The 20,284-nt window shown below is 69.1% G+C and carries 21 protein-coding genes; 4 read left to right on the top strand and 17 right to left on the bottom strand.

Annotation, left to right across the window (positions count from 1 at the left end; all coding sequences use genetic code 11):
* Positions 1–18: 18 nt before the first annotated feature.
* Positions 19–1,617 (bottom strand): protein translocase subunit SecD, encoded by a 1,599-nt coding sequence (gene secD, locus M2351_RS38720; RefSeq protein WP_264661289.1) that lies wholly within the window; start codon positions 1,615–1,617, stop codon positions 19–21.
* Positions 1,618–1,653: 36 nt separating this feature from the next.
* Complete coding sequence (gene yajC / locus M2351_RS38715; protein ID WP_264661288.1) at positions 1,654–2,073, bottom strand: preprotein translocase subunit YajC; 420 nt, start codon at positions 2,071–2,073, stop codon at positions 1,654–1,656.
* 210 nt (positions 2,074–2,283) lie between these two features.
* Between yajC and M2351_RS38710 the strand changes: the two genes are divergently transcribed.
* A complete protein-coding gene (locus M2351_RS38710) occupies positions 2,284–3,156 on the top strand; it encodes an ATP-binding protein (protein WP_264661287.1) in 873 nt (290 codons plus the stop codon).
* Here the strand turns inward: M2351_RS38710 and M2351_RS38705 are convergent.
* From M2351_RS38705 to serS, 4 genes are read right to left on the bottom strand one after another with little or no spacing between them, the layout of a single operon-like run.
* The gene (locus M2351_RS38705; protein ID WP_264661286.1) at positions 3,113–4,423 is read right to left on the bottom strand and encodes a peptidoglycan DD-metalloendopeptidase family protein; all 1,311 of its coding nucleotides are present in this window, start codon (positions 4,421–4,423) and stop codon (positions 3,113–3,115) included. The two genes, M2351_RS38710 and M2351_RS38705, sit on opposite strands and share 44 nt — an antisense overlap.
* Positions 4,420–5,121, bottom strand: a complete 702-nt coding sequence (locus M2351_RS38700) for a protein-L-isoaspartate(D-aspartate) O-methyltransferase (protein ID WP_264661285.1) — start codon at positions 5,119–5,121, stop codon at positions 4,420–4,422. The genes M2351_RS38705 and M2351_RS38700 overlap by 4 nt, the downstream gene beginning before the upstream one ends.
* On the bottom strand, positions 5,118–5,900 hold the full coding sequence (gene surE, locus M2351_RS38695; RefSeq protein ID WP_264661284.1) for a 5'/3'-nucleotidase SurE: 783 nt from the start codon (positions 5,898–5,900) through the stop codon (positions 5,118–5,120). Before surE ends, M2351_RS38700 begins: the two co-directional genes overlap by 4 nt.
* Positions 5,900–7,171 carry a serine--tRNA ligase gene (gene serS / locus M2351_RS38690; protein ID WP_264661283.1) on the bottom strand — a complete coding sequence of 424 codons (1,272 nt, stop codon included), beginning with the start codon at positions 7,169–7,171 and terminating at the stop codon, positions 5,900–5,902. The genes surE and serS overlap by 1 nt, the downstream gene beginning before the upstream one ends.
* 190 nt (positions 7,172–7,361) lie before the next feature.
* On the opposite strand from serS, the gene M2351_RS38685 reads away from it, so the two are divergent.
* Positions 7,362–8,522: a GGDEF domain-containing protein gene (locus M2351_RS38685; RefSeq protein WP_264661282.1), complete on the top strand. Its 1,161-nt coding sequence runs from the start codon at positions 7,362–7,364 to the stop codon at positions 8,520–8,522.
* Positions 8,523–8,547: 25 nt separating this feature from the next.
* Here the strand turns inward: M2351_RS38685 and tatC are convergent, their stop codons facing one another.
* The 11 genes from tatC to M2351_RS38630 all read right to left on the bottom strand — a co-directional run bounded on the left by tatC (position 8,548) and on the right by M2351_RS38630 (position 18,827).
* Positions 8,548–9,375, bottom strand: a complete 828-nt coding sequence (gene tatC / locus M2351_RS38680) for a twin-arginine translocase subunit TatC (RefSeq protein ID WP_454464604.1) — start codon at positions 9,373–9,375, stop codon at positions 8,548–8,550.
* Positions 9,372–9,914, bottom strand: a complete 543-nt coding sequence (tatB, locus tag M2351_RS38675; protein ID WP_264661281.1) for a Sec-independent protein translocase protein TatB — start codon at positions 9,912–9,914, stop codon at positions 9,372–9,374. Before tatB ends, tatC begins: the two co-directional genes overlap by 4 nt.
* Before the next feature lie 49 nt (positions 9,915–9,963).
* Entirely contained in the window at positions 9,964–10,248 is a 285-nt protein-coding gene (locus tag M2351_RS38670; RefSeq protein ID WP_264661280.1) for a twin-arginine translocase TatA/TatE family subunit, read from the bottom strand.
* A 148-nt stretch (positions 10,249–10,396) separates the two neighbouring features.
* Positions 10,397–11,497, bottom strand: a complete 1,101-nt coding sequence (locus tag M2351_RS38665) for an ABC transporter ATP-binding protein (RefSeq protein ID WP_264661279.1) — start codon at positions 11,495–11,497, stop codon at positions 10,397–10,399.
* A 112-nt stretch (positions 11,498–11,609) separates the two neighbouring features.
* Positions 11,610–12,245 (bottom strand): SMC-Scp complex subunit ScpB, encoded by a 636-nt coding sequence (gene scpB, locus M2351_RS38660; protein WP_264661278.1) that lies wholly within the window; start codon positions 12,243–12,245, stop codon positions 11,610–11,612.
* 27 nt (positions 12,246–12,272) lie between these two features.
* The gene (locus tag M2351_RS38655) at positions 12,273–13,064 is read right to left on the bottom strand and encodes a segregation and condensation protein A (protein ID WP_264661277.1); all 792 of its coding nucleotides are present in this window, start codon (positions 13,062–13,064) and stop codon (positions 12,273–12,275) included.
* 1 nt (position 13,065) lies between these two features.
* Positions 13,066–13,752: a site-2 protease family protein gene (locus tag M2351_RS38650; protein ID WP_264661276.1), complete on the bottom strand. Its 687-nt coding sequence runs from the start codon at positions 13,750–13,752 to the stop codon at positions 13,066–13,068.
* A gap of 12 nt (positions 13,753–13,764) precedes the next feature.
* Positions 13,765–14,745, bottom strand: coding sequence for a beta-N-acetylhexosaminidase (gene nagZ / locus M2351_RS38645; protein ID WP_264661275.1), 981 nt, complete (start codon positions 14,743–14,745; stop codon positions 13,765–13,767).
* 94 nt (positions 14,746–14,839) lie between these two features.
* The gene (locus M2351_RS38640; RefSeq protein ID WP_264661274.1) at positions 14,840–15,853 is read right to left on the bottom strand and encodes an SPOR domain-containing protein; all 1,014 of its coding nucleotides are present in this window, start codon (positions 15,851–15,853) and stop codon (positions 14,840–14,842) included.
* Positions 15,850–17,610, bottom strand: coding sequence for an arginine--tRNA ligase (gene argS, locus M2351_RS38635; RefSeq protein ID WP_264661273.1), 1,761 nt, complete (start codon positions 17,608–17,610; stop codon positions 15,850–15,852). Before argS ends, M2351_RS38640 begins: the two co-directional genes overlap by 4 nt.
* A gap of 17 nt (positions 17,611–17,627) precedes the next feature.
* Entirely contained in the window at positions 17,628–18,827 is a 1,200-nt protein-coding gene (locus M2351_RS38630) for a deoxyguanosinetriphosphate triphosphohydrolase (RefSeq protein ID WP_264661272.1), read from the bottom strand.
* 227 nt (positions 18,828–19,054) lie between these two features.
* Here M2351_RS38630 and erpA point away from each other — a divergent pair, with 227 nt between their 5' ends.
* Both erpA and M2351_RS38620 read left to right on the top strand, forming a co-directional pair.
* Entirely contained in the window at positions 19,055–19,420 is a 366-nt protein-coding gene (gene erpA, locus M2351_RS38625) for an iron-sulfur cluster insertion protein ErpA (RefSeq protein ID WP_209763307.1), read from the top strand.
* A gap of 24 nt (positions 19,421–19,444) precedes the next feature.
* Positions 19,445–20,218, top strand: coding sequence for an exodeoxyribonuclease III (locus tag M2351_RS38620; RefSeq protein ID WP_264661271.1), 774 nt, complete (start codon positions 19,445–19,447; stop codon positions 20,216–20,218).
* Positions 20,219–20,284: the final 66 nt, after the last annotated feature.

The raw sequence follows: 20,284 nt of genomic DNA, 5'->3' as shown, positions 1-20,284 counted from the left end.
GGGAAAAACCTTTCAGACTCAGACCGGGAGGGCGGCCGGCCGCGACTGGCGCAGCCAGCTGACCATCATGAGGCGCACGAGCACGGTCGCCGTGAACATCGAGATGAGGATGCCGAAGGTGATGGTGACGGCGAACCCCTTGATGGCGCCGGTGCCGAAGACAAACAACAACGCCATCTTGATGACCGTCGTCAGGTTCGAGTCGACGATGGTCGAATAGGCACGGCTGAAGCCGGCCTCCATCGCGCCGAACACGCCGCGGCCCTTCTTCGTCTCCTCGCGGATGCGCTCGTTGATCAGGATGTTGGCATCGACCGACAAGCCCAGCGACAGCAGGATGCCGGCGATGCCCGGCAGCGTCAGCGTCGCGTGCAGCATGGACAGCGCGGCCAGCGTCAGCACGATGTTGATCAGCAGCGCGAAGCAGGCGAAGGCGCCGAACAGGCCGTAGGCGGCCAGCATGTAGGCGCAGACCAGCACGAAGCCGACGGAGACGGCCATCAGGCCGGCGCGGATCGAATCGGCGCCAAGGTCGGGGCCGACCGTGCGCTCCTCGATCACCTTCAGCGGGGCCGGAAGGGCGCCGGCGCGCAGCAGGACGGCCAAGTCATTGGCGCCCGCGGCGGTGAAGCTGCCGCTGATCTGGCCACGGCCGCCGGTGATCGGCTCGCGGATGACGGGCGCACTGATCACCTTGTTGTCCAGAACGATGGCGAAGGGCCGGCCGACGTTGGCCCGCGTCACGTCGGCGAAGCGGCGCGCGCCGACGTTGTCGAACTCGAAATTGACGACCCACTCGCCGGTTTGCGGGTTGGTGCCCGCGGTGGCGTTCTTCAGGTTGGCGCCGTCGACCTCGACCTTCTTGCGCACCACATAGGAGGGCTGGTTGCGCCCGCCCTCGGTGGAGGGCAGCACCTCGGAGCCAGGAGGGGCGCGGCCGGTCGTCGGGTCGGCGTTCATGTCGACCAGGCGGAAGGTCATCTTCGCTGTGGTGCCCAGCAGCCGCTTGATGCGGTCGGGGTCCTCCACGCCGGGCAGCTGGACCAGGATGCGGTCGTTGCCCTGGCGCGCGATGATCGGCTCGTTCACGCCGGTCTCGTCGATTCGGCGGCGCACGATCTCGATCGACTGCTCGATCGCCTGGGTCGCGCGGTCGCGCAGCGCGACCTCGCTGAGGCCCGCGGTGATCGTGCCGCCGTTGGTCCTGATGTCCAGGTCCGGCTGCCCACCGCCGAGCGCGCCGCCGCCGATATTGTTGGACAGCGGGCGCAGCGCCTTCACGGCGTCGTCGGCCTGGGCCGGGTCGCGCAGCTGCACGGTGATGCCGCGGTCGCCCGCATTGATCGCCGTGTAGCCGATGTTCGCGGTGCGCAGCTGCGTCCGCGCCGAATCCACCAGCCCCTCGACGCGGTCATGGATGACCGCGTTCATGTCGACCTCGAGCAGCAGGTGCGAGCCGCCGCGCAGGTCGAGGCCGAGGTTGACGCGGGTGCCCGCGTACCAGCCCGGCAGCGCGGCGAGCGTCTCGCGGCTGAGGAAATTCGGCAGCGAGAGTATGGTCCCGAGCACGCAGACAGCGATGATCAGGTACGTCTTCCAGCGCGGAAAATACAGCATACGTCAACCAGTCCCGTTCGCTACCGAAGGGCCGCCTTACTTGCGGCCCGCAACCTTGGCCTCGCCGGCCTTCTCGCCCTCGGCGGTCGTCGCCGGGGTCGCGGCCGGAGTGCCGCCCGTGCCGCCCTTGCCGGCCGGTTCGGTCTTGGCGAGCACGAGGTTCACGGTCGAGCGGACGACGCGCACGCGCACGTTCTCGGCGATCTCGACCTGCAGCTCGTCTTCCGGGCCGACCTTGGTCACGGTTCCGATGATGCCGCCGCCGGTCACCACGCGGTCGCCGCGGCGGATCGCCTCCAGCATGCCCTTGTGATCCTTCATCTTCTTCTGCTGCGGACGGATCAGCAGGAAGTAGAAGACGACGAAGATCAGAATCAGCGGCAGGAACTGCACGATCATGTCGGCCCCACCGGCGGCGGGCGCGGCGGTCTGTGCATAGGCCGTCGAAACGAACATCAGGAGGCTCCTTGTGGTTGGTCCCGGCACCCTACCCAAATGGGCCAGGACGCCGCGACTATAACGGGCCGCGCCCGCGATGCAACGGGATACGGAAAAAGGGCGACGCCTTGTACCGGGCCACCCGTGTGATACCGTGCGCTTGCGACGAAAAAATGGCCGTGCGCACGGCCGGTTTCCATGAAAATCTGCGCTCAGCAGAAGATGATAATGCCGGAACCCATGACCATCGATTCCCAACTGCTGCCGCTGCTCTCCCGCATCGCCGAGGCGCTGGAGCGCCTAGCCCCGCCGCCAGCGGGCCGGCTCGACCTCGCCGCCGCCGACGCCTTCGTCTGGCACGCCGATCCCGACCGGCTGGAGCCGGTGCCCGCCGTGAACCGGGTCGAGATCGCCCTTCTCCAGGGCGTGGAGCGCCAGCGCGACATCCTGCTGGACAACACGCAACGCTTCGCCGCCGGCCTGCCGGCCAACAACGCGCTGCTTTGGGGCTCCCGCGGCATGGGCAAAAGCTCGCTGGTGAAGTCGGTGCACGCCGCCGTGGCGGAGCAGCACCCCGGCACCATCGCACTGGTGGAAATCCACCGCGAGGACATCCCCACCCTGCCCCGCCTGCTGACCCGCCTGAAGGACGAGCCGCGCCGCTTCATCCTGTTCTGCGACGACCTGTCCTTCGACCATGACGACGCGCACTACAAGTCGCTGAAGGCCGTGCTGGAGGGCGGAATCGAGGGGCGGCCGGAGAATGTGGTCTTCTACGCCACGTCCAACCGGCGCCACCTGATGCCGCGCGACATGATCGAGAACGAACGCTCAACCGCCATCAACCCGGCCGAGGCGGTGGAGGAAAAGGTCTCGCTGTCCGACCGCTTCGGCCTGTGGCTGGGCTTCCACAACTGCGACCAGCCGACCTACTTCGCGATGATCGAGGGCTACGCCAAGCGCTTCGGCCTCGACGTGCCGGTCGAACAGCTGCACGCCGAGGCGGTGGAATGGTCGATGACGCGCGGCAGCCGCTCCGGCCGCGTTGCCTGGCAGTTTATCCAGGACCTGGCTGGCCGTCTCGAGAAGCCCCTTCGCTGACACGGGCACCGTCCAGGCGGTCGCGCGGATCGACCGCCTGGCTGCCCTTGCGCAGCTCGAAGTGAAGCTGCGGGCTGGTGACGGACCCGGTCTGGCCGACCGTCCCGATGGCCTGCCCGCGCTTGACCGTCGCCCCGCGCTCCACATCGATGCGGTCGAGGTGGGCGTAGGCGGTGATGAAGCCGTCCGCGTGCTTGACCAGCAGCAGGTTGCCGAAGCCGCGCAACTCGTTGCCGGCATAGGCGACCACTCCGTTGTCGGCCGCGACGACCGGCGTGCCCTTGGCCGCGGCGATGTTCAGCCCGTCGTTGTGCAGCCCGTCGGGCTTCGGCCCATAGGACGAGATCAGCTTGCCCTTCACCGGCCACAGGTAACGGCCGGAGGACTTCGGCGGAGCCGGCTCTGCCTTCGGCGGCGGGGCGACGGCCACCTCCTGCGAGGGCGCGGGTTGCGGAGCCGCCTGGGGAACAGGCTGCGGCTCGACCGGCGCCGGCACGGGCACCGGGATCGCCTCCGCGGTGACGCTGGGCTTCTGGCCGGGCAGGCGCAGGGAGGTCGGGGCCTGCCCTGGCTGGTAGCTCACGCCGCCCTGATCCTGGCCGACGGTCGGCTTGGAACCGGGAAGCGGCGCCGCGGCGATCCCCGCCGGCGCGGGAGCCGGCGGCACGGTCGGCGCCGGGCCTCCCGACGAGCTTCCCGGCGGCGGCAGTTCCGCAGCCTGGATGGAACCGCGCGACACCTGCTTCACCGGCGCCGTCCCGATCGCCGGGCCGGCCAGCGCCCCGGCCGACGATGACGGGGCGGCGTATTCCGGCGCCTCCGCCACGGCGATGTTGCCCGCCGGCACACCGCCACCGCCGCCGCCGGGAAGCCGCAGCGGCTGGCCGGCCTGCACGGCGTAGGGCGCCGACAGGCCGTTGATGCGCGTCAGCTCGCTGACATCGACGTTGTGCATGCGGGAGATGCCGTAGAGCGTGTCCCCCTTCTGCACGATGTACTGGCGCGAGGTCGGCAGCACGAGCCGTTGCCCGATCTCCAGCGTGTAGGGCGGCGACAGCCGGTTGGCCTCAATAAGGTCGCGGAGCGGGACGTTGTAGCGGCGCGACAGGATGTAGGCGCTGTCGCCGCGCCCGACGATGACGGCGCCGCCCGCCGAATCCGGCGAGTTGCCCACCGTCGTGACCGGCGCCAGCCCGCCGGTGCGCTGCTGGCAGGCGGACAGGAGCGGCAGCAGGACGAGCACCGCCGCGATCAGACGTCCATTCACGCCGAAGGGGCCGGAGGAGCCGTCCCGGGCTCCGGATCCCCGGATGAGTCCGGGGACGGTTCCGCGGGCGGGTCGGACAGCAACGGTACGAAGCGGACGGGCCACAAGTCCTCCCGAGTGAGACCGGTTTCGGTCCGCCGGTAGCGGACCACCCGCTGTTCGCGGTAGTCGCCCCCCAGCGGGATGACCATGACACCACCAACGGCGAGCTGATCCGTCAAGTCCTTTGGCGCGTCGGGGCCGCCCGCGGCCGTGACCAGTATGCGCTCGAACGGCGCTTGGCTCGGCCAACCCCGCGTCCCGTCGCCGTGCTGCGTCGTGATGTTGTGCAGGCGGAGCGCCTGGAATCGCTTCTCCGCCTCGTCCAGCAGGGGCTTCAGCCGCTCGATCGTGTAGAGCCGCCGGCACAGCCGCGACAAAATCGCCGCTTGGTAGCCGGAGCCGGTGCCGACCTCCAGAACCTTCTGGCGGTCGTTCACCTCCAGCGCCTGGGTCATCAGCGCGACGATCAGCGGCTGGCTGATCGTCTGGCCGAGGTCGATGGGCAGGGCGGTGTCTTCCCAGGCCTGATCCTGAAAGGCGTCGGGGACGAACAACTCGCGCGGGATCCGTTCGATGGCGGCCAAAACCCTGGTGTCGGTCACGCCGTTGCGGCGCAACGCCATCAGCAAACGAATCTTTCGCGCGTCAACCGTCACACGAATGCCTGTCGCAGCGTCTGCAGCGTCGGTGTGTGCGTCAGGTCCAGGAAGACCGGCGTCACCGAGATGCCGCCTGAGAATACCACATGGATGTCCGTATCGGGAGCCACGTCGGCCTCGCCACGCAGGGTCCCGATCCAGATATAGGGCTTGCCGCGCGGATCCACGCGCTCCAGCAGCTCGTCGCCGATCTTGCGCTTGCCGTGACGGACCACCTGCACGCCGTTGACCTTGTCCGCCTTGCAGGACGGGAAGTTCACGTTCAGCAGCACGTTCTTCGGCCAGGCGACGGTGACCGCCTTGCGGATCACGTCGGCGCCCCAGGCTTCCGCCGCCGACCAGTCGATCGGGCTCCCGTTCTCGTAATGCTGGCTCATCGCGATGGCCGGCACGCCCAGCAGCGTGGCCTCCATGGCCGCGGCGATGGTGCCCGAATAGGTCACGTCCTCGCCGATGTTGGAGCCCTGGTTGACGCCGGAAAGGACCAGCGTCGGCCGATCGTCCTTCATCACGTGGTTGACGGCCAGAAGCACGCAGTCGGTCGGCGTGCCGTCCACCGTGAACCGCTTCTCGTCCAGCTTGCGCAGGCGAAGCGGCCGGTTGATGGTCAGCGAGTGGCTGGCGGCGGACTGCTCCATCTCCGGCGCCACCACCCAGACGTCGTCGGTCAGGGACCGCGCGATCGCCTCCAGGATCTTCAGTCCCTGGGCGTGGATGCCGTCGTCGTTGGTGACGAGGATGCGGGCTTTCGACAGGTCGACAGGAAGTTCGAACATCAGAGGGAAATCCTCTCCAGCCCGCGCATGTAGGGCCGGAGCGCTTCGGGGACGAGGATCGAGCCGTCGGGCTGCTGGTAGTTCTCCAGCACCGCGATCAGGCAGCGCCCGACCGCGACGCCCGATCCGTTGAGGGTGTGCACGAACTGCGTCTGCTTTTCGCCTTTGGGCCGGCAGCGCGCCTTCATGCGCCGGGCCTGGAAGTCGCCGCAGTTCGAGCAGCTGGAGATCTCGCGGTACATGTTCTGCCCCGGCAGCCAGACCTCGATGTCGTAGGTCTTGCGGGCCGAGAAGCCCATGTCGCCGGTGCACAGCGTCACCACGCGGTAAGGCAACCCCAGCCGCTGCAGAATCGTCTCCGCGCACTGGGTCATGCGCTCATGCTCCGCCTCCGACTGGTCGGGGGCGGTGACGCTGACCATCTCCACCTTCCAGAACTGGTGCTGGCGGATCATGCCGCGCGTGTCGCGCCCGGCCGAACCGGCCTCCGCGCGGAAGCACGGGGTCAGCGCGGTGTAGCGGTAGGGAAGTTCCTCCGTCGCCACGATCTGGTCGTTGACGAGGTTGGTCAGCGGCACTTCCGAGGTCGGGATCAGGTAATGATCGCTGCCGACGGTGCGGAACAGGTCCTCCTCGAACTTCGGCAGCTGGCCGGTGCCGAACAGGGCATTGTCGCGCACCATCAGCGGCGGGGCGATTTCCGTGTAGCCGTTCTCGCCCGTGTGGATGTCCAGCATGAAGTCGGCGAGCGCGCGCTCCAGCCGCGCCAGCGGGCCCTTCAGCACGGTGAAGCGGGCGCCGGACATGCGGGCCGCGGCTTCGAAGTCCATCAGGCCCAGCGCCTCGCCCAACTCGAAATGCTGCTTGGCGCCTGCGATGTCTTTGGGCTCGCCCCAGCGGCGGATCTCGACGTTGGCCGTCTCGTCCGGCCCCTCCGGCACGTCGTCGGCCGGCAGATTCGGGATGGTGGCGAGCAGGCCGTCCAGCTCGGCGCCGAGCGCCTTCTCCTCCTCCTCGACTTGGGGCAGCTGCTCCTTCAGCTGCGCCATCTCGTCCATCAGCGGCTGGGCGTCGCGGCCCTCGCGCTTGGCGAGACCGATCTCCTTGGCCGCCTCGTTGCGGCGGGCCTGCATCTCCTGGAGCTGCGTCTGCGCCGCACGGCGGCGGGAGTCGAGGTCCAGCACCTTGGGCGACATCGGTTCCAGGCCCCGGCGGGCAAGGCCGCGGTCGAAAGCGTCGGGGTTCTCACGAATGGCGCGAAGGTCGTGCATGGCTCACGGCAAAACGGAATGGGTGGGAGGCTGGTTATAGTGTGCCGCCGGTGGAAGGTCCAGTGGCGCAACCGCGCGGAGGGCCTCAGGCGCGGCCGGCACCACCCTGCATCCACCAATTATCGGTAGCCGCGGGGCACCCCGCCGTTGCACATACAGCGCAATTCCATTTCGTCACACCATTCCGGACATGCCTCTCGACACCCGCACCCTCGTCGTCGTCCTGATCGGACTCGGCGTTCTGCTCACCACGGCCGCCGTGCTGACGTGGCGCGCCCACCGCCACATTGTCGCGCTGGGCTATTGGGCGGCCGGGGCGCTGATCGGTGTGGTCGGCATGTCGCTGGTCATGTTCTACGGCGTCCTGCCGGCCGGCTTCGTCATTCCGCTCAGCAACGGCATGGTGGCGGCGACCTACGTCCTGAACTGGTTCGGCGTGCGCAGCTTCGGCGGTCGGCCGATTCCCTGGCGGACCGGGTTCGCGGCCTTCACCCTGCTGACCGCCGGCAACGCGTATTTCGTGGTGGTGGACGACGACATCATCGCGCGCATCCTGATCGGGTCGGCCGGCATCGCCGCGCTGTCGCTGGTGGCCGCGCTGGACCTGTGGCGCATGGGGCCGCTTGGTGCGCCCCGGCGGGCCAAGCGCACGACGGCGTTGCTCTTCGCGCTGCACGCCGCCTTCGTGACCGTCCGCGCGGCGATGATGCCCGGCGCCGGGCCGCTGGACCACCTGCTGGCGCCAAACCTGCTGAACAGCATCGCCTTCCTGGAGGCGATCCTGGCCGTCACCGCCTGGAGCATCGGCTTCCTCGCCATGACCAGCGAGCGGCTGCAGGCCGAGCTGGACCAGTTGGCCACCGTCGACCCGTTGACCGGCGCCTTCAACCGCCGCGCCTTCTTCCGCCATGCGGAGCGCGAGATCGCGCGGGCGCGGCGGACCGGCGAGCCGCTCGCGCTCCTGCTGCTCGACCTCGACCGGTTCAAGCGGATCAACGACCGTTTCGGCCATCAGGCCGGCGACGAGCTTCTGCGGGCCTTCGCCGACACCGTCACGGCGCGGCTGCGCAAGTCCGACCTGTTCGGCCGCTATGGCGGGGAGGAGTTCTGCCTGCTGCTGCCCGACACCGACCGGACCGGCGCCAGGACATTGGCGGAAGGGCTGCGGGTCGATTTCGCCCGGCGGGCGGTGGAGTTCGATGGCCACCGCATCATCGCCAGCGTCAGCATCGGCGTCGCGGAATGCGACGGCGCCGACCTGGACACCGCGCTCGCCGACGCGGACACGGCGCTCTATCAGGCAAAGCGGAACGGTCGGAACCAAGTGGCCGTCGCGGCGCAGGCGGGCTGATCACAGCCCGCCCGTCTCACCGCTTTCAGGCTTGCTCTTGGGCGCGTTCGTCCGCGTCGCGCTTCTTCTCGATGCTGCGGCCGATCCAGATCGAGATCTCGTACAGCGCCAGCAACGGGATGGCGAGGCCGCACTGGCTGATCACATCCGGCGGGGTCAGCACCGCGGCGGCGATGAACACGAAAACGATGGCGTAGCGCCGCTTGGCGGCCAGCGTCTCCGTCGTCAGCAGACCGGCCCGCACCAGCAGCGTCAGCAGCACCGGAAGCTGGAAGGCGAGCCCGAACGCGAAGATCAGGTGCATCACGAGCCCGAGATACTCGCCGACGCGGGCTTCGAACTCGATCGGCAGGGCCGTCGTGTCACCGCCGGGGTGGAACTCGAACCCCAGGAAGAAGCGCCAAGCGAGCGGGAAGATGAAGTAGTAGACCATCGCCCCGCCCATGAAGAACAGCACCGGCGTGGCGAACAGGAAGGGCAAGAAGGCCTTGCGCTCGTGCTTGTACAGCCCAGGCGCCACGAACATCCAGATCTGGCTGGCGACGATGGGGAAGGACAGGAAGCAGCCGGCCCAGAAGGCGACCTTCACATAGGTGAAGAACGCCTCGGTCAGGCCGGTGTAGATCATCCGGCGCCCCTGCCCCGCCAGAATGTCGGCGAGCGGCTGGACCAGGAAATTGTAGATCCGGTCGGAGAAGGCATAGCAGAGGAAGAACGCCACCACGATGGCGATCATCGAATACATCAGCCGGTTGCGCAGTTCGACCAGATGGTCGATCAGCGGCATCTTGCTGTCTTCAAGCTCGTCTTCGGTCTCGCCGGTCATCTGCGTCTCGCCGGACACGGGGGTCACGCCTGCTTGTTCGTCGTTGGCGCCGGGACGGGTTCAGCGGTTGACGCTGGAGCCGTCTGCGCGGGAGCAGCGGCCGGGGCCGCCGCGGGCGTGGGGGTGAACTCCACCGGCGGTGCCTCGGGAAGAGGCGCCGTGACTGGAGGTTCGGTCGCCGGCAGCGGTTGCGCCGCGGCGACCTGCGGAGAGCCGACCGGAGCGACCGCCCCATCCTCCTCCGGCGTACTGCCGGGATGGCCGGACGTGCCGCTCGTCATCGAAACATCGAAGGCGTTCTTCAACTCGCCCTTCGGGTCGATGGAGTTCTCCACCATGCTTTTCAGGTTGGTGTCGCGGACCTTCAGCGCCTGCTGGCGGAGTTCGTCCAACTCCGCCTCGCGCATCATGTCGTCGATGTGGCCCTGGAAGTCACGCGCGACGACGCGCGCCTTCCGCACCCATTTTCCCAGGGTGAAGATGGCCTTGGGCAGGTCCTTCGGGCCAATGACCACAAGGGCCACGACCGCGATGACCATCAGTTCCGACCAAGCGATGTCGAACATGGCTCCTCAGCCTTATCGAGACGGCGCGTGGGCCAGCGGCGCCGGCCGCTCAGGTACGGGCCGTCTCGTCCTTCTTGACGCCCTGGTCCGGGGCGGGGGTGACGACGGTCGGACCAGCAGCAGCGGGACCGGCGGCCGGGGGAACCGGCTGGCTCGACACCACCTGCGGCTTGGCGACCACGGCGGCGTCCTCATCCTCGTCCTTCAGGCCGGCCTTGAAGTTCTTGATGCCCTTGGCAAGGTCGCCCATGACCTTCGGCAGCTTGCCGGCGCCGAACAGGAGCAGGACGATCAGAAGAACAATGACCCAATGCCAGATGCTGGAGAATCCCATGACACTTTTTTCCTGAACGGTCGCCCCATCGGCGGGGCGGCACTATGGCAGAAAGGTTTCGCCGCCGCAACGCCGGCCCCGGTTTCCGATATGGGGCCTTGGTCCCGGCATCCGGCGTGCGGAACCGCCTCAGCACTCAGGTAATGCGTCAGGCGGGAAAAACGAAGACCTGGGACCGGTCCAAACTGACCGAAACAAGGCTTTCCTCGGGGGGCAGGAACGGTCCCGGCACGCGGGCGTGCAGGTGGACGGTCCCGCCCATCCCGTCCGGCAGGTCCAGATGGACGAGGCTCGACCGGCCGAGCAGGCGTGCGGCCGTGACCCGGGCCGTCACCGCGCTGCTTGGTCCTTCACCGACCGCCAGCTTCAGCGCCTCCGGCCGAATCAGCACCTCGACGGTGCTTCCCTCGGCCACGGCCGCCGGTACGGAACCGACCGGCGTCGCCACCGCCCCGCCGCGCGCGACACCGCCCAGCCGGTTCACCTCCCCGAAGAAACTGGCGGCGTAAGAATCGGCCGGGCGGGTGTAGAGGTCGACCGGGTCCCCGATCTGCACGATCCGCCCGGCGCGCATCAGCGCGATCCGGTCGGCGAGGAACATCGCCTCTTCCGGGTCGTGGGTGACCAGCATGGTGGCCGCACCGTTGCGCTTCAGAACGTGCAACGTCTCGTCCCGCACCTGCTCCCGCAGCCGGGCGTCGAGGCCGGAGAAGGGCTCGTCCAGCAGCAAAACCGCCGGATTCGGCGCCAGCGCGCGGGCGAGCGCCACGCGCTGCTGCTGCCCGCCGGAGAGCTGGTGCGGGAACGACCCGGCGTGCTCCGCCATGCCGACCTGCCCAAGCGTTTCCAGGGCGCGGCCCTTCTGCGCCTCGCCAGTCAGCCCCGACAGCCCGAAGCGGACGTTGTCGAGCACCGACAGGTGCGGGAACAGCGCGTAATCCTGGAAGACCAGTCCGACGCCGCGCTTTTCCGGCGGCACCGCGCCCCGCCCGTCCGCGACCAACCGCCCGCCGACGCGCACCGCCCCCGCCTGCAACGGCTCCAGCCCCGCCGCGATGCGCAGCAACGAGGACTTTCCGCAGCCGGACGGGCCGCACAGGCAGACGATTTCGCCCGGCCCGATGGTCAGGCTGACGTCGTCCACCGCCGTCGTCCTCCCATACCGGTGCGTGACACGGTCGAGCGCCAGGGCCTCGCGCGGCGCGTCCGTGGCCTCATGGGCGCGGGCGGTGGCGGTTGATCGGTTCATGGCGGTCGCGGTCCCAGGTCGGCGGAAGAAATCGGTTGATTCCCTAGTAAACGGCCACCGGAGTTGATGCAAATGGTTCTTATTTTCGAATGGTGACGGAAAGGCGGCGTCTTCAGCCGTCCGCGTCCTCCGTCTCCGCGCTCTCGGCTGGCTCGTCGGCACCACCGCCGGCGATGCCCAGCAGGACCGGGCGCGAATCCAGCAGCCCCGCGGCGCGCAGATCCTCGACGCCCGGCAGGTCGCGCAGCGATTCCAGTCCGAAATGGTCCAGGAAATGGTCGGTGGTCACCCAGGTCAGCGGCCGGCCCGGAGTCTCGCGGCGGCGGCCCGGCCGGATCCAGCCGTTCTCCATCAGGATGTCCAGCGTGCCCTTGCTGGTCGCCACGCCGCGGATCGCCTCGATCTCGGCGCGGGTCACCGGCTGGTGGTAGGCGATGATCGCCAGCGTCTCGATGGCCGCCCGTGACAGCTTTTTGGAAACCTCCTCCTCCTGCCGCAGCAGCGGGGCGAGGTCCAGGGCGGTGCGGAAGGACCATCCGGCCCCCGTGCGCACGAGGTTCACGCCACGCGGCGCGTAATGCGCACGCAGCTCCTCAAGAAGGTCGGCCACGTCTGTGTCGCGCTCCAGCCGCCCGGCCAGCGTTTCCTCGTCGAGCGGATCGGCGGAGGCGAACAGCAGGGCTTCCAGAAGCCGCAGCTTGTGAAGACGCGCCTCCACGGCCTCGGGGTTGGCGATGTCCTGGATCATCGATGCGGTCCCATCATTCCTATCGCATCATTCCTGTCGGGCAGCGCGGCGGACGTAGATCGGTGCGAAGGCGCCGTCCTGCCGCAGTTCTACCTGCCCGGCCTTGGCCAGCTCCAGCGTCGCCGCGAAGTGCGCGGCCAGCGCGGAGCGGTTCAGCAGAGCGCCGCGCACGCCGTCGGGCAAGAAGCTGGACAGCGTCGCCCAGTCCGGCATGCGCCCAAGCAGTTCCGACAGGCGGCGCACCGCATCCTCCAGCGAATAGAGCCGCACCGGCTCGATGTGCAGGACGCCGCCTTCCTTGCGCTTCTTGTGCTCGCCATAGGCCTTCAGCAGGTCGTAGAGCGTGACCTGGAAGACCGACTTGCGCTGGATGTCCACGTCCTCCGGCGCACCGCGCGGGAAGACGTCCACCCCCAGGCGCGGGCGCCGGAACAGCTTGGCCGAGGCCTCCTTCATCGCCTCCAGCCGCTGCAGCTGGAAGGCCAGCGCCGCCGCCATGTCCTCGCCCGACGGTTCCTCGTCCTCGACGTTCGGGATCAGCAGGCGCGACTTCAGGTAGGCGAGCCACGCCGCCATGACGAGATAGTCGGCGGCCAGCTCCAGCCGTACCTTGCGCGCCTCCGCGACAAAGGCGAGGTATTGGTCGGCGAGTTGGAGGATGGAGATCTTGGTCAGGTCCACCTTCTGCTCGCGCCCCAGCGCCAGCAGCATGTCGAGCGGCCCCTCGAACCCGTCCAGCACGAGGACGAGCTGCTCCGCCGGGCTCGCCGGGCCGGCGCCCTCCTCCGCAAAACCGTCCTTCGGCGGCTTCGGCGCCATGTCAGGAATTGCCGCTCAGCACGCGGATCACGTCGATGACCCAGTCGACCGGCGGGCCGAGCACCCAGCTCATCACATTCAGGTTCACCCCGATCTCGCGCCCGATCATCGGCAGCAGGAAGAAGGCGCCCAGCAGGATCAGCATCCCGAAGCGCTCCAGCCGGGCCAACGGGAAGGCCAGCGCGTCCGGCAGGACGCCCACCGCCACCCGGCCGCCGTCCAGCGGCGGAATCGGGATCAGGTTGAAGACCATCAGCACGACGTTGACCAGCACCGACACCTCCAGCGCCGCGCGGAACCACGCCCCGATGCCCTCGGCTTGGTCGCCGGTCAGACCCCAGAGCATGGCGGACACCAGCGCCAGCACGAAGTTGATCCCGGGCCCGGCCAGCGCCACCCAAACCATGTCGCGGCGCGGGTAGTGCAGGCGGGCGAAGTTCACCGGCACCGGCTTGGCCCAGCCGAACACGAATCCGGTGGTGAAGTACATCAGCGCCGGCAGGATCACCGTGCCGAAGGGGTCGATGTGGCGCAGCGGGTTCAGCGTCACGCGGCCGAGCTGCCACGCCGTGTCGTCGCCCCGCCACCAGGCGACGAATCCGTGCGCCGCCTCGTGCAGGGTGATGGCCAGGATCGCGGGAAGGGCGACCGCGGCGATCATCGGGATCCGGTCGATCAGGCCGTCCATTCCCTATCCTCCTCAAGCCCCGGGGGAACGGAGCAGTTCGGCCAACCGCGCCCCCAGCGCGACGACGTCCACCGGCTGCGCCACGCAGCGCACCGCCTGGGCGAGCGCCCAGCGCTGGGCCGCGACGTAGCTGATGGGCGGCACCACCTCGGCCACCGCCACCATCTCCTCCATCACGCCGTTGCAGTGAAGCACGACGTCGATGCCCGCCGCCAGCACGGCCTGCGCCCGGTCGTCCATGCCCCCGGCCAGCGCGCCCATGGACAGGTCGTCGCTGAACAGCAGCCCGTCGAACCCGATCGGCGCGCCGCGCACCACGTCGCGCACCACGGTGGCCGAGGTGCTGGCCGGCGCGTCCGGATCGACGGCCTTCAGCACGACGTGGGCGACCATGCCCAGCGGCATGTCGGCCAGATCGCGGAAGGGCGCGAAGTCCGTGGCCTGGAGATCCTCCAGCGGCGCGTCCACCACCGGAAGTTCGGCGTGGCTGTCGGCGAAGGCGCGGCCGTGGCCGGGGATGTGCTTCACGACCGGCAGCACACCGCCGGCGATCAGCCCCTCGCAGGTCGCGCGCGCCAGATCGGCCACGCGCGCGGGATCGCGGGAGAAGGCCCGGTCGCCGATGATGTCGTGGGCGCCTTCCACCGGCACGTCGCAGACCGGCGCGCAGTCCACCGTCACACCGACGTCGATCAGCGCGTGGGCGAGCAGCCGGGCGTTGATCCAGGCGGCCTCCCGCCCGGCGGCGGGGTCGCGGTCGGCCAGGTCGCCGAAGACGCGCATCGGCGGGAAGGCCGGCCAGTGCGGCGGCCGCATGCGCGCGACGCGCCCGCCCTCCTGGTCGATCAGCACCGGCGCGTCGGGCCGGCCGACGGACTCGCGCATGGCGTCCACCAACGCGCGCACCTGCTCGGGAGTCTCGCAGTTGCGGCGGAACAGGATGAAGCCCAGCGGGTCGGACTCGCGGAAAAACGCGCGCTCCTCCTCGCTCAAGCTCGTGCCGGCGGCGCCAAAGACGACCGCGCGGGGGCGATGGGCCTTCGGAGCCGCCGTTTTCGAAACCGGCGTTGCGGCAGCTTTAGACGGCTTATGGACGGACAACCACGCACCCCACACTTTGCGCCTTCAGCTGGGCGCAGGCCGCCTTGGCCCGATCCTCGTTCAATCCGACGCCCTGCACACGGTAGTAGACGCCCTTCTCGCCCAGGTCGGCCTTGACGACCTGCATGGACAGGCCGCCCAGCGCGTCCGGATGGCGCCCGGACAGGCGCTTCCACTCCGCCGTGGCCTCCGCCTCGCTGCGAAGGGAGGCGAGCTGGATGCGCCAACCGCCACCACCGGCGGCCTTGGCCGGGGCCGGAGGTGCTGCTGGAGCCGCCGCCGGGGAGGGAGCCGGCTTCGCGGCCTGCGGCGCCGGCGCTTGCGCGGCCGGAGCGGTCGGCTTCGGCGGGGTCGGCAGCGCCGCGGTCTGCACCGGGGCGGCGGGCGCCGCCTTCGGGGCGTTGGGCTGCGGTTGCGCCGCGGGCGACGGGGCCGGCTTCGCGGCCGGAGCCGCCTTCGCCACGGGCGCCGGGGCCGGTGGCACGGCCGCGACGGCCGGCGGGGGCGCGACCGCCTGCCCGTCCGCACCCGCGGCCGGCTGGCCGTCCGGCAGGCGCGGCACGGTCGTCGTCGCACCCGGCGGCGGCGGCGGAAGCTGTGCCACCGGCGGCACCTCCGGCATGGCCGGGGGTGCCGGCATCTGCGGGGTCACCACCGGGCGCGGCAGAGGTTCCTCCGGCGGAGGCAGCAGCCGTTCGACCTGCGGCTTCGCGCCGTGCTCGTTCAGCCGCTCGTACACCAGCTTGTCCTGGTGCGGCACCTCCATGCCGCCCGGCTGCTCCGGGCGCATCTTGGTGGGCGTGCCGTCGGCGGTCAGCAGCGGCGGTCCGCCGTCCGGGGACGCGCGGTCGCCCTTGCCGTAGGTCACGACGATCGCACCGGCGAAGGCCACGATGCCCACCACGGCCATCCCGAGGCCGAGCAGACCGCGCCGGCCTCCCCGGTTCGGCGTGGTGCCGTAGGGGTTGCTGGCGTAGTTGACATCGCCCTCGTACTTCATGAGCGCATTTCCTCCACCGGCTCCACGCCCATGACCGCAAGGCCGGACGCGATCACCGTGGCGACGGCGCTGACCAGCGCCAGCCGGGCGACCGTCACCTCCTCGTCGCCGTCGATCAGGAAGCGCAAGCTGGCGTCGTCGCGGCCCTTATTCCACAGCGCGTGGAAGTCGCTGGCGAGGTCGTAGAGATAGAAGGCCACGCGGTGCGGCTCGTGCGCCTCCGCGGCGGACTCCACCATGCGCGGCCAAGTCGCCATGCGCTTGGCGAGCGCCATCTCCTCCTCGCTGTCCAGCCGTGCGAGGTTCGACTTCGCGGCCAGCGCCGCCAGCGACAGGTCGGCGCCCGGCATGGCCGTGGCCGCGTGACGCAGGACGGAGCGGCAGCGGGCGTGCGCGTACTGCACGTAGAAGACCGGATTGTCCTTCGACTGCTCCACCACCTTGGCGAAATCGAACTCCAGCGTCTGGTCGTTGCGGCGGGTCAGCATGATAAAGCGGACGACGTCCTTGCCCACTTCCTCGATCACGTCGCGCAGCGTCACGAAGGTGCCCGCGCGCTTGGACATCTTCACCGGCTCGCCGTTCTTCATCAGGTGGACGAGCTGGCACAGCTTCACGTCCAGCGCCGCCTTGCCCTCGGTGATGGCCGTGGTCGCCGCCTGCATGCGCTTGACGTAGCCGCCATGGTCGGCGCCCCACACGTCGATCAGCGTGTTGAAGCCGCGGCGGCTCTTGTCGAAGTGGTAGGCGATGTCGTTGGAGAAGTAGGTGAAGGACCCGTCCGACTTCTTCAGCGGCCGGTCGACGTCGTCGCCGAAATCCGTGGACTTGAACAGCGTCTGCGGCCGAGGCTCCCAATCGTCGGGCTTCTTGCCCTTGGGCGGCTCCAGCACGCCGACGTAGATCAGCCCGCGCTCCTCCAGCGCCGTCAGCGCCGTGTCCACCGCGCCCGCCTTCACCAGCGCGCGTTCGGACCTGTAGACGTCCATGCGGACGCCCAGCACGCCGAGATCCTCCTTGATCCACTCCATGATCATGGCGATGGCGAACTCGCGGCAGGCCGGCAGCCACTCGGCCTCTTCGGTCCCGACCCACTTGTTCCCATCCCGCTGGGCGAGCGCCTGCCCGACCTCCTTCAGGTATTCGCCGGGATAGAGGCCCGCCGGGATCTCCCCGATGTCCTCGCCCAGCGCCTCGCGGTAGCGCAGGAAGGTGGAGCGGGCCAGCACGTCCACCTGGGCGCCGGCGTCGTTGATGTAGTACTCGCGGGTGACCGCGTAGCCGGCCTTTTCCAGCAGCGCCGCCAGCGCGTCGCCGAACACGGCGCCGCGGCCGTGCGCCGCGTGCAGCGGGCCGGTCGGGTTGGCCGACACATACTCGACGTTCACCGGCTCCTTGGCGCCGAGATTGCTGTCGCCATAGGCCGTGCCGGCGGTCAGCACGTCGCGGATGCGGTCGCGCCAGACGTCGGCGGACAGGCGCAGGTTCACGAAGCCGGGGCCGGCGATCTCGACGCTCGCCACGTCCGGGCGCGCCTTCAGCTTCTCGACCAGCATCTCCGCCAGCGCGCGCGGCGGCTTGCCCGCCGGCTTGGCGAGGATCATCGCCGCGTTCGTGGACAGGTCGCCATGCGCCGCCTCGCGCGGCGGTTCCACCGTCAGGCGGCTGGTGTCGAGCCCCGCCGGAATCCGGCCCTCGGCGGCGAGGTCCTCCAGCAGCTTGCGAATGTCGTTTTCGAAGGCCTTGAAGATGTTCATTTTTTCAATTCTTGACGTTAGGTCTTGGCGTCCATGTCGAACAGACGGGCGTACTCGGCCAGCGCGTAGCGGTCGGTCATCCCCGCGATGTAGTCGGCGACCAGCCGGGCGAGCACCACCTTGTCCGTGTCCCCGCCGAGCGCCGCCACCTCCTCCTGCCATTGGGTCGGAAGAGTGTTCGGCTCGGCCAGGAACAGGTCGAACAGGGCGGCGACGACCCGCTTGCACTTGCTCATTTCCCGGTTCACCCGGTAATGGCGGTACATGCGCTGTTTCAGGAAGGCGCGCAAGGGTCGCTGCGCCTCGAACATCGCGTCGGAGAAGCTGACCACCGGCATCGGCAACGCCCGAACCTCCGCGGCGCTGCCCGGCTTGGCCTCGGCAAGGCGCCGCTTTGTCTCCGCCAGCAGGTCGACGACCATGTTGTTGATCATGCGCCGGATCGTCTCGTGGATCAGACGGGAGCGCTCCAGCTTCGGGTATTTGTCGCAGACCTGCCGCACCACCGGCCCGACCAGCGGCAGTTCCGCCACCTCGTCCACGGTGAAAAGCCCGGCGCGCAAGCCATCGTCGATGTCGTGGTTGTTGTAGGCGATGTCGTCGGCCAGTGCGGCGACCTGCGCCTCCGCCCCCGGGTTGGTGTGCAGTTCCAGGTCCCAGACCTCCTGGAAGGCGCGCAGCGTGGTCGGCAGTTGCTCCCCCTCCTTCAGGGGCAGCAGCGGACCGTTGTGCTTGACCACACCCTCCAGCGTCTCCCAGGTCAGGTTCAGCCCGTCGAACTCGGCGTAGCGCCGCTCCAGCATCGTCAGGATGCGCAGCGTCTGGTCATTGTGGGCGAAGCCACCAAAGGGGGCCATGCAGGCGTTCAACGCGTCTTCGCCGGCGTGGCCGAAGGGCGTGTGCCCCAGGTCGTGGGCGAGCGCCACCGCTTCCGCCAAGTCCTCGTTCAGCCCCAGCGCGCGGCTGATCGAACGGGCGATCTGCGCGACCTCCAGGCTGTGCGTCAGCCGCGTGCGGAAATAGTCGCCCTCGTGGTAGACGAAGACCTGCGTCTTGTACTTCAGCTTGCGGAAGGCGCCGGAATGGACGATGCGGTCGCGGTCGCGCTGGAAGCACGAGCGCGTCGGGCTTTCCGGTTCCCGCACCAGCCGCCCGCGCGTCTCCGCGGGGTTGCAGCCGTAGGGCGCCGGCCGATCCTGGAAGCTGTCCGCCGTCATGGCGCGGACACTACCGGCGGGGCCCGCTCCGCGCAACGGCGAAGGCGGAGACATTGCTTAAGTCATCCTCCGGGGCTTAAGCCATCGTCCGGACTGCCGCCCTCGGCGGGTCAGCCATGTGCCAATCCGAAGCACCCCGATCCGGCTGGCCTTTGACGAACCGCCGGCATGGCCTTACATTTCCCTTTGTGTCGTCACGTCAGCGATCAATCCGAAGGACCCGTCCCATGCCCGACACCGCCCTTCCCGTCGCCCAAGAGGGCACGCGCGTGCTGCACGTTTCCGACAGCGCCGCCAAGCGCGTCGCCTTCCTGATCGAGCATGAAGGCAACCCGGCCCTGATGCTGCGCCTGACCGTGTCGGGCGGCGGCTGTTCCGGCTTCCAGTACGGCTTCGGCTTCGACGACACGGTGAACGAGGACGACCACGTGTTCGAAAACGGCGGCGTGAAGGTCGTGACCGACGACTGCTCGCTCGACCTGCTGGCCGGTGCGACGCTCGACTATGTCGAGGACCTGATGGGCGCTGCCTTCCAGATCAAGAACCCGAACGCCACCGCGTCCTGCGGCTGCGGCAACTCCTTCGCAGCCTGACATTAAGAACGGCCGGCACTCATCGTGAAAATCGCCACCTGGAACGTCAACTCGGCGAAGGCCCGCCTTCCGCTGATCACCGACTGGCTGCGCGCGGCGTCCCCGGACGTCGCGTTGCTGCAGGAAATCAAGTGCGAGACGGCGGCCTTCCCGCGCAACGCGTTCGAGGATCTCGGCTACCACGTCACGCCGGTTGGGCAAAAGGCCTACAACGGCGTGGCCTTCCTGTCCAAGGCCCCGCACGAGGACGTCCTGTCCCGCTTGCCCGGCGAGCCGGAGGACGAGCAGGCGCGCTATGTCGAGGCCACGGTGAACGGGGTGCGGATCGCCTCGCTCTACCTGCCCAACGGCAACCCGATCGGCACGGAGAAGTTCTCCTACAAGCTCCGCTGGATGGACCGGCTGATCGCCCACGCGCGCGGCCTGCTGGCCCAGGAAATCCCCTTCGTGCTGGGCGGCGACTACAACATCATCCCGGAGGGGCGCGACGTGTTCGACCCGCACGCCTTCGCCGGCGACGCCCTGTTCCAGCCGGAATCGCGGGCGAAGTTCCGCGCCCTGCTGAACCTGGGCCTGACGGAGGCCTACCGGGCGCTGCACGACGACGACCACGCCTACACCTTCTGGGACTACCAGGCCGGCAGCTGGCCGCGCGACCTCGGTTTGCGCATCGACCATTTCCTGCTGTCCCCGCAAGCCGCCGACCTTTTGGCGGGCTGCACCATCGACCGCCGTCCGCGCGGCGCCGAGAAGGCTTCCGACCACACGCCGGTGATTCTGGAACTGCACGACGCGTGAGGGCTTTTTAACCCTTTGCCTCTAGCATTCCCGGAAACAACACGGGAACCGCGGCGGGCCAGTGGC

Source organism: Azospirillum canadense, from assembly GCF_025961225.1.
GTDB classification, from domain to species: Bacteria; Pseudomonadota; Alphaproteobacteria; order Azospirillales; family Azospirillaceae; genus Azospirillum; species Azospirillum canadense.
This window is presented reverse-complemented; position numbering and strand designations above follow the sequence as displayed.

Excerpts from the sequence above, each read along its gene's own strand:
- secD (WP_264661289.1), bottom strand. The coding sequence starts at position 1,617 with ATGCTGTATTTTCCGCGCTGGAAGACGTACCTGATCATCGCTGTCTGC.
- yajC (WP_264661288.1), bottom strand. The coding sequence starts at position 2,073 with ATGTTCGTTTCGACGGCCTATGCACAGACCGCCGCGCCCGCCGCCGGT.
- M2351_RS38710 (WP_264661287.1), top strand. The coding sequence starts at position 2,284 with ATGCCGGAACCCATGACCATCGATTCCCAACTGCTGCCGCTGCTCTCC.
- surE (WP_264661284.1), bottom strand. The coding sequence starts at position 5,900 with ATGTTCGAACTTCCTGTCGACCTGTCGAAAGCCCGCATCCTCGTCACC.
- serS (WP_264661283.1), bottom strand. The coding sequence starts at position 7,171 with ATGCACGACCTTCGCGCCATTCGTGAGAACCCCGACGCTTTCGACCGC.
- M2351_RS38685 (WP_264661282.1), top strand. The coding sequence starts at position 7,362 with ATGCCTCTCGACACCCGCACCCTCGTCGTCGTCCTGATCGGACTCGGC.
- tatB (WP_264661281.1), bottom strand. The coding sequence starts at position 9,914 with ATGTTCGACATCGCTTGGTCGGAACTGATGGTCATCGCGGTCGTGGCC.
- M2351_RS38670 (WP_264661280.1), bottom strand. The coding sequence starts at position 10,248 with ATGGGATTCTCCAGCATCTGGCATTGGGTCATTGTTCTTCTGATCGTC.
- M2351_RS38665 (WP_264661279.1), bottom strand. The coding sequence starts at position 11,497 with ATGAACCGATCAACCGCCACCGCCCGCGCCCATGAGGCCACGGACGCG.
- scpB (WP_264661278.1), bottom strand. The coding sequence starts at position 12,245 with ATGATCCAGGACATCGCCAACCCCGAGGCCGTGGAGGCGCGTCTTCAC.
- M2351_RS38655 (WP_264661277.1), bottom strand. The coding sequence starts at position 13,064 with ATGGCGCCGAAGCCGCCGAAGGACGGTTTTGCGGAGGAGGGCGCCGGC.
- M2351_RS38650 (WP_264661276.1), bottom strand. The coding sequence starts at position 13,752 with ATGGACGGCCTGATCGACCGGATCCCGATGATCGCCGCGGTCGCCCTT.
- M2351_RS38640 (WP_264661274.1), bottom strand. The coding sequence starts at position 15,853 with ATGAAGTACGAGGGCGATGTCAACTACGCCAGCAACCCCTACGGCACC.
- argS (WP_264661273.1), bottom strand. The coding sequence starts at position 17,610 with ATGAACATCTTCAAGGCCTTCGAAAACGACATTCGCAAGCTGCTGGAG.
- M2351_RS38630 (WP_264661272.1), bottom strand. The coding sequence starts at position 18,827 with ATGACGGCGGACAGCTTCCAGGATCGGCCGGCGCCCTACGGCTGCAAC.
- erpA (WP_209763307.1), top strand. The coding sequence starts at position 19,055 with ATGCCCGACACCGCCCTTCCCGTCGCCCAAGAGGGCACGCGCGTGCTG.